The 15995-nt window shown below is 38.5% G+C and carries 8 protein-coding genes; 2 read left to right on the top strand and 6 right to left on the bottom strand.

What is annotated here, in order from left to right; genetic code table 11:
- Positions 1-5 precede the first annotated feature (5 nt).
- Complete coding sequence (locus TOL2_RS19570) at positions 6-7205, bottom strand: non-ribosomal peptide synthetase (RefSeq protein WP_014959014.1); 7200 nt, start codon at positions 7203-7205, stop codon at positions 6-8.
- An 853-nt stretch (positions 7206-8058) separates the two neighbouring features.
- Here TOL2_RS19570 and TOL2_RS19575 point away from each other — a divergent pair.
- Positions 8059-9516: a sugar transferase gene (locus TOL2_RS19575; protein WP_014959015.1), complete on the top strand. Its 1458-nt coding sequence runs from the start codon at positions 8059-8061 to the stop codon at positions 9514-9516.
- A gap of 128 nt (positions 9517-9644) precedes the next feature.
- Positions 9645-11171 carry a tetratricopeptide repeat protein gene (locus TOL2_RS19580; protein ID WP_014959016.1) on the top strand — a complete coding sequence of 509 codons (1527 nt, stop codon included), beginning with the start codon at positions 9645-9647 and terminating at the stop codon, positions 11169-11171.
- 23 nt (positions 11172-11194) lie between these two features.
- Here TOL2_RS19580 and TOL2_RS19585 read toward each other — a convergent pair whose 3' ends face one another.
- From TOL2_RS19585 to hmcF, 5 genes are all read right to left on the bottom strand, one after another.
- Positions 11195-11632, bottom strand: coding sequence for an RrF2 family transcriptional regulator (locus tag TOL2_RS19585; protein WP_014959017.1), 438 nt, complete (start codon positions 11630-11632; stop codon positions 11195-11197).
- A 115-nt stretch (positions 11633-11747) separates the two neighbouring features.
- The gene (locus TOL2_RS19590) at positions 11748-13241 is read right to left on the bottom strand and encodes a hybrid sensor histidine kinase/response regulator (RefSeq protein WP_014959018.1); all 1494 of its coding nucleotides are present in this window, start codon (positions 13239-13241) and stop codon (positions 11748-11750) included.
- Between the two features lie 21 nt (positions 13242-13262).
- A complete protein-coding gene (divK, locus tag TOL2_RS19595; protein WP_014959019.1) occupies positions 13263-13616 on the bottom strand; it encodes a DVU0259 family response regulator domain-containing protein in 354 nt (117 codons plus the stop codon).
- A gap of 15 nt (positions 13617-13631) precedes the next feature.
- Positions 13632-14531 (bottom strand): universal stress protein, encoded by a 900-nt coding sequence (locus tag TOL2_RS19600; RefSeq protein WP_014959020.1) that lies wholly within the window; start codon positions 14529-14531, stop codon positions 13632-13634.
- Positions 14532-14564: 33 nt separating this feature from the next.
- Positions 14565-15953, bottom strand: a complete 1389-nt coding sequence (gene hmcF, locus TOL2_RS19605; RefSeq protein WP_014959021.1) for a sulfate respiration complex iron-sulfur protein HmcF — start codon at positions 15951-15953, stop codon at positions 14565-14567.
- Positions 15954-15995: the final 42 nt, after the last annotated feature.

The raw sequence follows: 15995 nt of genomic DNA on the forward strand, positions 1-15995 counted from the left end.
CTTAATCAATTATAGGCCTCTATTTCTCCGATTATTTTATTTATCTGTTCCGGCTTAAACCAATCTGAGTGGGTCGTCTTTACATCAATCTTTTTCACCTGGCCTTGGTGATATTTATGAAGCTGTGGAGCATAATCTTCTTCCCAATTACGAGAATAAAACAACAGCACATTGCCGTAATATGGGATCGGCATATAGGGATTTAATTCGCATGCCCTGTAATAAATGCTTTCCATTAATCTAAACTGTACTGATTCAGGAACAGGCTTTCCCATCAGGGTGTATAAGCGTTGCTGCAGCCCATCCAATGAAATGTAATAATCATAACACTTGGATATAATTTTATTAAAGATATACTCATAATCAAATCGGCGTATTTTATGGAATTGCTTTTTTACAAAAGACAACCCCCTTCTATTCCAGTTTTTTTCAACGGCAGAGGGTTGCTTTTTCTCCCAATTTTCATCAATTATGACCAGCAACTCTATCTTTTTATTCATATTGGTCAATTGACAGGCAATTTCATGGGCGACAATGGTATTTTTGCATGATCCGATAATGATATAAGGCCCTGATGGAAAAGCTTTCAGGATATCATCAATACATTTTTGGGCCAGCTGCCAGATATCAAGCAATTGAGTGCCATTTTGTTCGGAATCATAAAAATGGATAAAAATAGGTGAATGATAAAAGGGATGTCCCTTAAGATCCACTTTTTTATATTTTTGAGCACTGGCTATGGAATGCCCAATTAAGATAACAGGAGATTTTTTCCCTTGTTTACTGATTATTCTTTGAGATCCGTGCAGGGAATCTTGAATCTTTTTTTCAACTATTTTTGCAAGTTGCCTTATTGTGGAAGCTTTAAAAACAGCAATTACCGGAATTGAAATATTGAATTTTTTTTCAAGGGCATTGACCAGTTTAATTGAATAAAGAGAGGAGCCGCCGATATCAAAAAAATTGTCATCCGGGCTTGAAACTTCATAGTTTAATATGCCTTCCCATATGGCTTTCAGCTCTTTTTCATATGGGCCATCAAAAAAACCGACTTTTTTATGCTCAAAGGATATTGAATCGGATCGGGGTATTTCCAATGCATTGTAGTCAATTTTACCGGAAGACGTATAGGGAAGAAAATCGACTGTAATTAATAAAGACGGAACCATATATTCAGGGAGCTTGGATAAAAGCCACTGCTTGAATGCTTTTATAGAAAAATCAGGTTTGCTTTTTGGATCCAACATTAGAAACGCGGCTGTCTTGATGTTGCCGTCGCACTCTTTTGAAACAGCCACGGCACATTCTGAAACCGAAGGGTGCAGCAAAGCCGTCCTTTCAATTTCACCCGGCTCAACCCTGAATCCCCTTATTTTTATCTGGCGGTCAATTCTTCCATAAAAGAGGATACCCTCTCCAACGGGCATTTCCACCCTGTCACCGGTTCTAAAAAAAATTGTCTCTTTGTTGATGTCATTGAGTTTAACAAACGATTTGGCAGTAAGATCTTCACGGTTTAAATATCCTCTTGCCGTCTGGGTACCCCCTATGCAGAGTTCACCCATGCTTCCGGGTAAAGCCGGTTGTTGAAATTGATTTAATATGCATAAGCTGACATTGGGGAATGGAAGACCAATGGATACTTTACCTTTTAATGCTCCAAACTCTGACGAAAGATCCGCCCAGGTTGCCGCAACTGTAGTTTCTGTAGGACCATAGGTGTTAAGCAACCTGACATTGGAATTGACTTTGTTGTTCCATTTTTCGACTTTATCGGAATTTGCCTCGTCTCCTCCAATTATTATCAACTTTATATGTTCCGGCAGGATCAAGGTATCAATCTCGTCGGCAAGCATATGCCAGTATGATGTAGGAAGATCAAGAACAGTAAGACTGTTATCCCTGCAAAAATCAATAAACTGAGAAGGTGTATGGACAACATCTCTGGGTTTCATTACAAGGGTTGCACCTGAAAAGAAAGTAGGAAATATCTCTTCTGCTGATGCATCAAAACTGATGGATGCAAATTGAAGCACCCTGTCATCGGGTCTAATATCATAAATCTCGCTTGCAGATCGTGTAAAGGCAACCAAAGAACTATGCTCTACCATTACCCCTTTGGGTTTTCCTGTTGATCCCGACGTATATATGATATATGCCATATTTTCAGGGGTCAGATCTATTTTGGGATTGGCGCTACCCATGTTTTTTATTTCTGGCATCTCTTTATCAAGCAGAATAACCGCCGCACCCTTTGGGTCTATCCTATGTTCGTGGGTCTTTGTGGTGACAATAATCTCAGGAGCAGAATCATTGATTATATAATTTATTCTTTCATCTGGATACCCTGGATCAAGCGGGACATATGCACATCCTGATTTTAATACTCCAAGGATAACCGCAATGAGATCTGCATTCTGCTCAAGGAGAAGAACTACTTTTTTTTCAGCCATAGCCCCAAATTTTATTAGATAATGGGCAATTTGATTTGCATATCTGTTTAATTCATCATAGCTTTTACTGTTTTTATGGTCTGTTACTGCTGTTGTATCTTTGTTTAAGGATGCCTGTATCTCTACGAGATGGTGTATGCAGCTGTCAGGTCTGGTATGAATCTTGTTAGAGTTTAATTTCCGGGCAATTTTTTTCTTTTCAAGATCCGTTAATATGGACACATCCATGAGTCTTGGATCAACATTTTCAGAGAGTGATTCCAGAAAAGTAGTAAAATTACCCAATACTTGTTTTATTATGGCAGGATCAAATTTTCTTCTGTCATACTCTATGGTGGCAGTGAGTTCATCAAGTCCACGGACTGTTAAAAACAAAGATGCGGGTGTTCTTTCAAACAAAGAGACATTGGAACAGGATATTTTTTCTTTGTAGCCTTCAAGTGCAGCATCAATGGAATGATAGTCATAAGCAAAAAAAATATCAAACAGGGGAAAACTTCCCTTAACCTGACTCCATGAATGAATATTTGAAAGGGAAGTATGTTCAAACTCTTTTATTTTGATCCATTCGTTTCTAATTTTGTGTAAAAATATTGACAGATTCTCTTCAGGATCTATCTGAACTCTTAAGGGAAGCGTATTGATATACAACCCGGTATCATTGGAACTGTTTTTCCTCCAACTCCTGACAGATCTTGTAGTTCCAAAGACAATATCCTTTTTTCCTGTATAATGGCTTAATAGCACCGCCCATGCCCCCATTAATAACGAGTTCATTGTGACGGCATTTTTTTCACAGATTTTTTTCAACACAGAAGTTTTGTCAAAGGGAATAAAGGTTTTTTGATTTCCCGTTGTTATGGTAATAGAATATTCTTGTCTTCTGTTTTCTGTTACAGATCTTTTTTGAATATTAAACGGAAGATCAATTGATTCTGTAAAACCGTTCAATTGTTTTTCCCAGAACGCTCTTGCCGATTCACTATTTTGTTTCTTATTCAGCCATCCGATATAATTTTTAAATGATCCTGGCGGGGAAAGTTGTGTATTCGGATTATGGTATATTAAAAAAAGATCTTTTAATATGGAAACCATTGTTCTTCCATCGGCAATGGCATGGTGGAAGCTCCAGACACAGGTGTATTGATTTTCATCTGTTTTTAAAAGAGCTATTCTAAAAAGAGGTGGTTTTGAAAGAGCAAATCCAAGTCGTCTATCCGCTTGAAGAAATACTTCTATAAATTCTTCTGTTTCAGACTTGGAAGAACTGCTCCAATCATTGATTTCAATACTTATTTCATCAATCGGTAAAATATGTTGCCGGGGCTGGTCTAAATTTTTCCAGACAAATCCAAGTCGCATAATTTCATGGTGTTGAATAATTTTTTGCCATGCTTTCTTAAACCGTTCAAGGTCAATATCCTGGTTAATATCAAACACAATCTGTTCTATATAAATACCGGCACCCTGAGTAGATCTCAAAGTTTCCATGAGCATCCCATGTTGCATTGGAGAAATGGGATAAGTGTTCATATTCAGGAGGGTGTTTATTTTTGATTCCGGCTGATCAATTGCATTGTCTATAATTTTATTAAAATGTTTTGTTACCTGTTTTATCCTGTTTTCAGTAAAAAGATCTGTTCGGTATTCAAACCAGCCGGTTAAACCCGACTCACCCTCATAAAGTTCAAGGGTTATATCACAGTTTGCTTTCCCCGTATCAACATGTAGATAGTCAGTTTTGGTTTTATACAAATCAAGATGAGGAAAATCCATTGTCTGCATCAGAAACATGGATTCAAAAACTTTTTCCCGCTGGCTTGTCTCTTGGCATAATCGATTGATTTTTTGAAAAGGAATATTTTTATATCTGAATATCTTTTCCAGATTTTTTTTAACATTGTCCAGAAAAAAGCTTAAACTATTATCAATATTGATGATAGTTCTTACCACAAGCGTATTCATTAAAAAACCGATTATTGGTTCTGTATCAACATTGTCCCTGGCTGCATATGCAATCCCGGTAATTTGATCATTCTGACCGGTCTCGGCAAAAAGAAGAATTTGAAAAAGAGCAAGAAGAACAGTAAAAGAGGTTGTACGGTTTTCTATGGCAAGTTTTTTTATTTTATTATATGTGTCGGCATCAATCTTGACCGGGAAACACGCCCCGGTTAATTCCCGGGAAGATTTTTTACTGTTTTGAGGAAGATCTTTTAAATAAGAGGCAAAAAACGGTCTGGCTGTTTTCCAGTCATGATCAACTTCATAGATCCTGGCTAAAATATAATCATGATATGAGACTTCAGGTGTTGATAATTTTAAAGATTCGCCTTTCATAAGGCAATTGTATATTTTGCCGAATTCCTGAGCAAACAACCCTGCAGACCATCCGTCAAAGATGATGTGGTGAAAAGTAAAACAGACTAAACAACTTGACTCTCCTGTAATTAACAGATCAGTTCTAAAGACAGGGCCTGTTTCAAGATTGAATTTTTCTTTGATTTTATCAAGAATCCATCGGTTCTCCAGATCATTGTTTGTAAGGCTATCCATTGGTTCAAAAGTATTTTCCGGTTTTACACAGGAAATTACAGAAGTTGACACCTCATCACTGCAATGGTTAAGGATATTCTTTATATGATCAACTCGATAATAAAATGATTTACGGTTATCATCGTTCTCGTTACTAAAATCACCCGCTTGCTTTTGAATTGTAATATCATTTTGTAACAGAAATACGGATTGCAAAGCAATATGTCGTTCTTTTATTATTTCAATGGCTTGTTCAAAAAAATCATAGTTTAATTTGCCTGTAATTTTATAAACCAGGGGAATGTGATAAACAGATGTGCCAGGATTGATCTGCTCAAACATCCATATTAAATTTTGATCATCCAGAAGAGGCAGGCCGTCTTTTTTGTTGATTTTATCTTTATTGGACAACGCTTCCCCAAACAAATCTTTCTTTATTTTTTTGTTTGAATCACCCGTAATAAATCTTGAAAACGCTTTCAGTTGAGAATGCTCAAAAAGAGTGTTTATTTCAATATTTTTTAAGAAAAGCCTGTTTATTCTTGATACTATTTTTACCCCGGAAATAGAGTCTCCACCGAGGAGAAGAAAATCATCAGTTCGATATATTGGACTGATACCTAAAAACATCGCCCATATCTCCGCAATTTTTTCTTCTGTTTTTGTTTGCGGTAATTCTTCTTTCTTTAGAATATTCAGATCTTTTTTTAACATAAGATTTTTCCTGTCTATTTTATCCTGAGAAGTCAGGGGCATTTTTTCCAAGGGAATAACAACCGATGGTATCATATATTTTGGCAGCTTACTTTTTAAAAAATTGATGAGTTGTTCCTGATCCAGATGAGAATCAATATAAGCAGTTAATATTTTTCTTTGTGCTTTGTTTTCCTTGAGAACAACTGCAGTTTGAGATATTCCGGGAAACTCCTTGATAACATTCTCAATCTCCCATGGTTCAATGCGAAATCCCCTGAGTTTAATCTGAAAATCCTTTCTGCCGCCAAACAGTATATCACCGGTTTTTAATCTGGTTCCAAGATCACCAGTCTTATATAAAAATCCAGGCAACTTATCTGAAAAAGAATTTTCAAGAAAATTCTTTGCGGATAGAGCATCTTCTCTCAAATACCCGTCAGCAACCTGGATTCCTGCAATATAAATTTCACCTTTTTCTCCATTTTTTACAGGATTTCCTGATTCATCAAGGAGATAGACTTCTAAATTCTTAACAGGCTTTCCAATGGGAGCATTGCCTGGATTGTCCGAATAATCAGGTACCTCATATAATGTGGCACAAATTGTTGATTCGGCAGGTCCATATCCGTTAATGAGGCAAAGGCCTTTAGTATTCCTTTTAAGGGCGCATAAAAGACTTTCCGGAATGGGTTCCACCCCTGTTAATATTCGTTTAAAGGAAATTGGATTTTCCAACTGCTTGTCTGCAAGATCCTTTATCATAAAAGGAGGAATGTATGAGCTTGTAATATTGTTTTCTTTGAGCCATTGGATAAATTTGTCAGCATCCGATCTGATCTGCTGATCCGGAATAAAAAGCGTTGCACCGGATAATAGAGCTGACCATATTTCATAAACAGAAACATCAAAATTCAAATTTGTCCATAAAGAACTTTTATCCTTAGTGTCAAGCGGGCTGCGGTGTTGAAAATCCTCGATAAGGTTCATAACAGCTTGATGTTTTACTGGTATGCCTTTTGGTTTGCCTGTAGAACCGGATGTATATATGACATACGCTGTAAAATCAGGGTTAATTTCGTCTGACCCTTGAGATTTAACAATATTAAATTTCTCTTCTGATCTGTTTTTAATACCATCAGGGGAATCAAGCAGAGTGTCTAACACTAATACTTCAATATCTCTATTTTTGAAATTAGATTTATGAGAATCTAACGTAATAATTATATCTGCCTGCGAATGGTCAAGGATCTCCTCTGTTCGAGACGGGGGATCGTTGATATCCAGGGGAAGATACGCATAACCTGCTTTCAAGACCCCAAGCATCGAAACGATTGCTTCAATGCTTGAAGGCAGATACAAGGCAATGATCATGCCGGAGAAAACCTGTTTTGTCTTCAGCAGAACAGCAAGACGGCCAGCAGCAAAATCAATTTCCCTGTAAGTAATTGATTTTTTATTGTGGACCACTGCTTTATTATCAGGATAGCATTTTACAATTGATGAAAAAATAGAGGGAATCATATTATGAATGTCTATTGTTTTTTAAGATTTTTTTTTATAAGAAAGTCACGGCAAATCCAATCGTAACTTTCATGTTTTTTTGTGGCAAACCAAGGGGGAATACCAGGTTTGCCCATGGCAGTTATTAGAAGACTTTTGAATAATACTTAAAAATTGCAAGCTCGTTTGATCCTGTTGTATTTACAATGTTTTTTTATAAAACTCTGTGAGTGGAAAAATCATTTAAATACTGAATATAAAAAATATTTAAATTTCTCTTGCAACTTTTAGGTTTAATTCATCAGTGTGATGATATAACTCCGTCCTTTTGATTACAACAAAGTAATCAAGTCAACCATTTGATTATATTATTTAGAATTACTGTTTTTAAATATCCCTTTAATGACCAAAAGCAATCATATGTATAGTATATAAGCAAAAAACAATCAAGGCTCATATTGAATTTCAAAATGGTATACCACAGACAAAAGAATTATCTCTCTTGACAGACTGTTACGGAATGCAAAATTCAATAAAATCAAAACAATATATAGCTACACAAAGCACATCAATCTTCATATAATATAGTTTTATAAAATATTTTTTAGTTCTGTAACAGCCTGTCAACCTGATAAGACATGCACTCTTCTATTCGTTGAATCCATCTTCAGGACGAAAAAATATTGTGTCGACTAATTGCTCATTGCAATCTCAAGTAAGCTTTTACATACATAGAATACAAACAGAAGACAATAAATTGACACTTGACAAAAGTTCATATAAATAGTTCCATTGTCACGGGAAAAATTAGATATTATAATGTCTCTCACCTTATGGTGGAAACCCAACTTCAGCAAATGGAGTAATTTTTAATATGTTTAAAGATCAAAAAAAGTATGTGCTGTTAACACAGATTGTCTCTGATGTAATATCCTTGCTTATTTTGTACTTTTTAGTCATACCCATTTTGACACTCTGCCTGAAGTCCTTGACTTTTTTTTCCGAACTGTCGAGCAACGCTATTTTTTACAAAAACATATCATATATCCGGTTCTCTGCACTTATTGTTTTATTTCCCCCCATTTTTATCTATTTTTTAAATTTGTATAAGACAAAATATTTATTTTCCATAAAAACAATTTTATATCAAACCATATTGTTATGCCTTACCACAACAGTACTGCTTTTATTGACTTTTAAATATATGGAATTTCCCTTTATCTTCAACCTTATCTTTTCTCTTCTCTCGGCAGCAATCTTAGGATTGATGTTAATATTCAACCGTTTTATCACAAGGCGTACAATTACCAATGAAATCTCCCATAAAAATATCATAAAGCATATTTTACTCGTCGGCATCGGTACAAAGGCCCGGGAGATTGCCGATCATATCAATAGAAACCCGGAAAAAGGATTAAGAATCGTAGGTTTTTTAGCTGAGCAAAAGGATGATATTGGAAAAATCATATCTGGTAAACCTATTTTAGGTCTTATAAACAATCTTTCGGAAATTACCCTTGCACACTATTCGGATTACATATTATGCACAAATGTAAGCAACCGCAAAATAACTCTTGATTTTATCGCTACAACTTGCGCAACAATAGGACTGAATTTTGCCACAACTGAACTTGATCTTAATCACAAACACATAGAATCTGCTGCCATAAGTTATTTAGAAACCATGGGAACGATTCAGATCAAAATTTTCAAATTTATTGACAGAAACCCGAAACACCTGTTTTTCAAACGCTGTTTTGACTTTTCAGCATCTTCGCTCCTGATCACTCTGTGTCTGCCATTTTGGATTGTGATCGCCATAACCATAAAATTATCATCCCCGGGACCCGTTCTGTTCAAACAGGAACGTATCGGCAAACATGGGAAAAAATTTACTTTATTTAAATTTCGTACTATGGTGATAGGAGCTGAAAAAATGCAACAGGAATTAATGCATCTCAATGAGATGAACGGGCCTGCATTTAAAATCAAAAATGATCCCCGGCAGACAATCACCGGCAAATTGTTGCGCAGGACAAGCCTTGATGAACTTCCGCAGCTGTTCAATGTATTCCGGGGGGATATCAGCCTTGTGGGTCCCAGACCGGCTATTGAAAAAGAGGTGCTTCTCTATCACCCCTGGGAAAGAAAAAGATTATCCGTTGTCCAGGGAATCACCTGTATCTGGCAGGTCAGCGGCAGGAATACCATTAAATTTGATGAATGGATGAAACTGGATCTGATGTATATCGAAAACTGGTCCATTGCACTGGACCTTATCATTCTTATAAAAACCATCCCCGCAGTTCTATTTAAAAACGGCGCATATTAAACGAATGATATCTTTAACAAATGCAATGAACGAATTATCTGTGACAACACATTTAGATAGTTTTATGATATATTTGAATATGATTATATTAAATGAACTATTTAAAGTTTATCCCAGGGAGAAAAAATATGAGCTTTGTTAATAAATTATTCGGTTCACAAAAGACAAAGATCGAACAAGCATATAAAGAAGGGATTCAATTTTATAACAATAATAACTTTTTAGAAGCTATTGATAAATTCAAGTGGGTTATGTCAAAAAAATCTCTTTTCCTGGAAAATAATCTTGCCAGATTTTATTGCAGCCAAGCCCATCGGAACATAGGCATCACAAAATTTGTCAAAGCTGAGTATACAGAAGCTCTGTACCATTTCAATCACGCAATTAAATACAACCCCAACCATACAGAACTGAGTTATTTCATCGGCATCTGCCTTAATAATACCGGGGAATTCACACAAGCCATTGAATCTTTCAGCAAACTAAAAGAAATTGACCCTGACAACATCCCCAATAAGCTAAAAATGGCCATTGTTTTCAATAATCTGGGGATGTGGAAAAATGCCGAAGTCATTCACCGGAATATTCTTGAAAAAAATCCACATTATGCAGACGTACACTTCTATCTTGGACTCTGCCTGTTAAGCGCAACAAAACTCTCCGAGGCTGCAGCTTCATTTAAAAAAGCACTGGATCTTAATCCAAATTACATCAAAGCCCAATTGAAACTGAGTATTGCCCAGGCAGCCATGGGAGAATACAAATCGGCATTTAACAACCTGGAACAAATTCATTCAAAATTTCCTGGCTATGCAGATGTCATATATCTTATCGCCATAGTCAAAGAGGAATGCAATGAGACAGAACAAGCCATTCACTGGCTTCTGAAAGCTATTGAAATCAATAGCTGCTATAAAACTGCCCGGATAAAATTGATCACCTTGTATTGTAAAACCGGCAGAATCAAGGATGCGGAAAAACAGCTCAAAAAAATAATTCCTTACTATCCAAACAGCAAGCGCTTTGAAATACTAAAAAACATAATCTTCAAAATCAAGCAGGCCCCGCAAGAGAACTTATCGTCATCTATTGACATGCTTTTACAAAAAGAGCAACTGAGGGTCCAGCTCATTGACGAGTTCCATAAAAATATTGATATTATGCCCAATTTTTCCGAAACAATTGAAATGTTCTGTGGCTCAAAATATTCGAATGAAACAGCAGCCGGGATATCAAAAATGATTCTTCCCTTTATATCCGATCATATCAAAAAACATCCAACATATCCGGATATTCGCAACAGCCTTGGAACACAACTGCTGCTTTGCAAAAAAAACGAAGAAGCTGAGGCAGCCTTTGCCGCTGCAGTCGAACTAAACCCTGATTATATGACCGCCCGTATCAATCTGCTAAAAACCCTCCATAAAAACGGAAAAAACAAAGAAGCCCTTGAACATGGACAGCATGTCCTGAAAAAAAGGCTCAGATATCCTGATGTATATTATACTGTTGCCAGGGTATTATTTGCTCTAAAGCAATATGAAGAGGCATTAACTTATGCAGAAAAAACCCTTGAGATAAAAACCGACATGAAAGATGCACGCCTGCTGATTGACCGCATACATGAAAAAATGGATAAAAAAAATCTCAGTTAAGGTAAACCATATCGAATATTCTTTTATTTTTTTTTAAACTCTTTGTTCTCGATAGCCAGAAGACCTGAAATGGTTATTTTATCAAGCCTGTCAAACATTGCCCTGCTTGCCTCAACCCAAATCCACCTGGAAAGACATTCACCAGCTCTGTTACAAACACCGCATACCTGTTTTTCCTCTTCTGCGCAATCTGTAATGGCCGTGGATTCCTCCAGAATTCTTACAATATCCCCAATGGTTATGTCTGCCGGGGATTTTGAAAGCATATGCCCGCCAAAAGGACCTCTATGACTTTTTAAAATGCCTGCTTTCTTTAACTTTACCGTAAGCTGCTCCAGATATTTCAATGAAATATTCTGTCGACTGGAAACATCGCTCAAAGGAACGGGCTTCTCCTTGCCGTGAACTGCGATATCAAGGATAAGCCTTGTTCCGTATCTGCTTTTGGTTGTCAGTCGCATAGTTTTTCCTAACATAATCCCTATTTTAAATTCATGTGCCATTCATGAAATTCAGGCACAAAATCTCATTCCTACAATTCACCATCACTCAAAATCAACGGCAAAGGGAATGAGTCTAACGGGTTGTCCTGGGAAATTCAACTATTTTTGCATTATCCGGCTTTTGAAGGGGAAGAAGAATAATAAATTTTGTGCCCCTGCCCTGTTCAGATTCAACCTCAACCGTCCCGCCATGGTATTTAATGACCCGGTTGGCAATAAACAACCCCAGCCCTGTCCCCTGAGACCCTTTGGACGTAAAAAACAGGGTAAACATCTTATTTTTTGTTTCCGTATCCATGCCGATCCCATTATCTGAAATAGTAAAAACTATAAACTCATCAGATGTTTTACCGACATGAAATTGTATGCAATGCTCTTTTTTATCCCTGTCAAAGACACAGGCATCCACTGCATTTTCAAGAAAATTAACAAGGGCCGCCTCCATCCAGGCAGCATCAACCTCAATTTTTCCAAGAGATTCCGGGATACAAACATCTAACTTGACGGCATAATTTTCAGCCAGCGGACGAATTGTGTTAATTACATTACCGGCAAGAAGTGCAACATCCATATCTTCATATTGAAGTTCCCTGGATTTGGCATAATATAAAATTTCCAGCACCATTTTCTTGATTTTATCCGACATCTGCTGGATAAGCCCAAAAGCTTTGGAAATTCTGTCGTCATCTTTCTGGACAAGGCCTGTTTCAAGCTGGTAAAGACCGCCATCCAATGCAGTGAGCATGCCTTTTACCCCGTGGGACATGGAACCCAGCATCAGCCCCAGAGAAATAAGATGGTTTTGAAGTTGACGGATCTGGGTGATATTGGTGGACATTTCCATCACCTGGGTGATCTCGCCTTGTTCATTCCTGATGGGTGCAGTCTGGGTCAACACATTATATTGCTTGCCGAATTTTGAAGTAACAATCTCTTCGGTATGATGGCATTTGCCATCCTGGAAAGTTTCCACCACTGGACAATCCGGACATTGCGAGGTTCTGTGCTTATAAAGTTCATAACAAAATCCGCCCACCTGACTGCCGAAATGATGTTTAAACCTGTTGTTGGCAGCCGTTATCCGAAGGTTTCGATCCTGAACGGAAATATAGCAGGGAACTTCATCAAACAACTGATTTAGAAGCTCTTGTGCGTGGCGAAGATCACCAAGCCTCTCGGAATACCGGATAATCTTCTTATCCGTTGAAATATTTTTACAGGCGGTAATGAGTGCCAGATCAAGAGCTTTGCTGTTAACCGGCAAGTCAAGATAATTGGTGGCCTTGGCCCCAAAAATATCCATGGCATCATCCAGTTTATCCTTTGCGGCAAAAATCAAAATCTGGACTATTGGTTGTGTTTTTTTTATGGATTCAAGGCATGGCACCAGTTTGTCAAAGCTGAACGGATCTGCAAGAATAATATCAAAGATATTGTTATCAAGCTTAATGCCCACCTGCTCAAAGCTGGTTGCAATGGTAACCTCGTACTGCAGGCGCTCTGTATAAATTTTCAAAGCACCTGCGTGTCCGGCATCCCTGTCAATAATTAATATCTGTTTTGCCATGATTGATTCTGCATATTCAAATCAATTAAGAGTTTCTTTGACAATTTTCAACAATTTATCCCGGTCAAAGGGTTTTGAAATGGACGCCACGGCCTTGACAACCGCATACTGGTGCCCGGAAAGCCCGCTGATAACAATCACCGGAATATTTTTCAATTCAGAATCCTGTGCAAGCTGGCGGTAAAATCTAGGACCCCATTCTCCCGGCATTTCAATATCCAATGTAATCAGGTCCGGTTTGACCTTCTTGGCCTGGGCATACCCTTCTTTTACATCGCCTGCGACACTTACCTCATATCCATTGTCTGTAAACAGGGAAACCAGATAATCTCTAACATTCAAATCGTCGTCAATCACCAGAATTTTCTTTTTCATAACACCCTCTGATACTTATTTATTTACACTTATGACCGGACATCCGGCCCTGACGATAACCTGTTCGACATTCCCCCCAAGCCGTATATCCTCTGAGGGTAATTTCCTTGAATGATGCGCCATAATGAGCAAATCCGCATGTTTATCCCTGGCATATTTAACAATCTCCATATAAGGAATGCCTTCCCATACATCCATGGAATAATTGCTCAACTCTTTTAAACGCTCTCCATACAATGCCCTGATCTTTCTTATGGATTCCCTTATCTGCTGCTCTATCTCATCCTGACTCAACATTCTGCCGCTGTTCAAAGGGGAAATATCAAGTGCATGGAACACATGGAGTTCACAATCAAGGGTTTTGGCAACCTTCAGAGCAAATTCAAATGCCTTGTCTGAAGTTTTTGAAAAATCCGTACCAAAAACAATATTTGACACTCCGCCCCAAAAAGAAGCCGCAGGCCTGTTAACAACAAGAACAGGACAATTGGCTGCTTTGGCAACTTTCTGCAGGGTTGTGCCGACTGAACTCTTTTTATAAACCGTTTCATCTTCATCACCGGTACTGCCTCCAATCAGGATCAAGTCCGGCTTCAAGGTTTTTGCCTGTCTCAATATCTCCCTGGCAGGCCATCCCACAGCAACATCAATGGTATAATTCAGGTTTTCATCCAGGTATTTGCCATAATAGGTTTTAATCTCTTCATTTACCCAGGCAATATAATCTTCATCAACATCCACTCTTTCTTTGGTTTTCACATCCACGACAAACTGGCTGTATCCCCTTGAGGGAACTCCCAGAACATGAAAAATATTCAAGTCGGACTGATAACTTTTGGCAATGTTAAAGGCCACCCTTGCCGCATGATCGCTTGCCGCGCTTGCAGATGTTGCAAATAAAATCTTTTTAAACATGTCAAACCCCTCTCATTTCTTTAAATGATCGGCCTATTCCTCAGGTTTCAAATGATCCGGAATGTCCAGCATTTTAATGATAATCGGTTTTAAAAAGGACCACCGGATGCCGATCTCATACTCTTCTTCAAGATCCCTTATGGCATCCCAGCAGTTGTGGCACGGTGCCAGAACCAGTTTTGCCCCGGTGGCCAAAATCTGGTCCCGTTTTTTTCTCAAAGCGACATTTCGCTGTTTTCTGAACAGGCCGATACCATTAAACCCGCCGCCGCCGCCGCAACAATAATTATGCTCTTTGTTGGGTGACATTTCGACAAAATACCCCGGTTCAACAATATGACTGACAATATCGCGGGTCGCTTTTTTCAAGCCTTGATTTCTGATGTAATTACAGGAATCCTGGAGGGTTACAAGCTCTTTGATCCGTTTGGAAGGATCAATTTTGAGTTTTCCCGTATTAAGGGCTTCAGCCAGCCATTCCACATAATGAATTGACTCGGCAGGCGGCAAACCGTTCTCGCGTCCTGCCCAGTAAGGCCCTTCAATAACGGTTGCCCTGTGGGCATGGCCGCATTCGGTTCCCACCATTCGTTTGGGCTTTAATCTTTCCATGGCGTCATACACGCTTTCCACCTGCATTTTGCAGGCTGCCCAGTCTCCTGCAAACATGGCAAGACTCGTCTCTTCCCAGCCTTTGGACGGAACAGTCCAGTTCTCGCCTGCCATATGGAACAAAACGGCTGCTTCGGCAAGGTCTTCAGGGTAATGTTTTACTTCCCTTGCATTGACCGTATACATGATGTCGGCGTTTTCTTTGTCCACCGGCACTGTAAGCCCTGGATAGTCATCTTCATACTCTTCAACCATCCATTCAAAGGTATCCACAAAATCTTCATCCGTGACATCCATTTGAGCGCGATAGGCCCTGTGCATTCCAGCACCGATTTTCAATTCCCAGGGCACAAAACCCTGCTGGTACAACAAACCCCGAAGATATCCGAACATGATACCGGTATCAATTCCATGGGGACAATATGTACCGCACCGGTTGCAACAGGTGCATTTTGCCCATGCAACCTCCATGGTATCCCGCATAAACTGGTTACTGACTTTTCCCTTTTTGCGTATAATTTCGCCAAGGGTTGACTGAATTTTATAGGCTGGAACCTGCTTGGGGTCCCTGCCATTGACTTGATAAAGAAAACACGATTCAGCACACATTCCGCAATGGGCACAGATCTCAAGCCAGGTTTTTGTGCGTGACTTACAGGTATTTTGTATGGTTTTCCACAAAAGGTCACTGTCTACATCCAGTTCCTTCATTTCCTTATAATATATATTCCCACTGGTATCTGACAATAACTCATTAACACCTTCCGGCGTTTCAACGGGTTTTTTATTGCAAAATTTTCCTTCAGGCATGGATATCTTTCTCCTTACAGCTCAAGCATATGGGGCATCCCA

Origin of the sequence: Desulfobacula toluolica Tol2 (assembly GCF_000307105.1) — a bacterium.
Taxonomy (GTDB): Bacteria; Desulfobacterota; Desulfobacteria; order Desulfobacterales; family Desulfobacteraceae; genus Desulfobacula; species Desulfobacula toluolica.

Coding starts and splice junctions, on each gene's coding strand:
- TOL2_RS19580 (WP_014959016.1), top strand. CDS start 9,645: ATGAGCTTTGTTAATAAATTATTCGGTTCACAAAAGACAAAGATCGAA.
- divK (WP_014959019.1), bottom strand. CDS start 13,616: ATGAAAAAGAAAATTCTGGTGATTGACGACGATTTGAATGTTAGAGAT.
- TOL2_RS19590 (WP_014959018.1), bottom strand. CDS start 13,241: ATGGCAAAACAGATATTAATTATTGACAGGGATGCCGGACACGCAGGT.
- hmcF (WP_014959021.1), bottom strand. CDS start 15,953: ATGCCTGAAGGAAAATTTTGCAATAAAAAACCCGTTGAAACGCCGGAA.
- TOL2_RS19570 (WP_014959014.1), bottom strand. CDS start 7,205: ATGATTCCCTCTATTTTTTCATCAATTGTAAAATGCTATCCTGATAAT.
- TOL2_RS19575 (WP_014959015.1), top strand. CDS start 8,059: ATGTTTAAAGATCAAAAAAAGTATGTGCTGTTAACACAGATTGTCTCT.
- TOL2_RS19600 (WP_014959020.1), bottom strand. CDS start 14,531: ATGTTTAAAAAGATTTTATTTGCAACATCTGCAAGCGCGGCAAGCGAT.
- TOL2_RS19585 (WP_014959017.1), bottom strand. CDS start 11,632: ATGCGACTGACAACCAAAAGCAGATACGGAACAAGGCTTATCCTTGAT.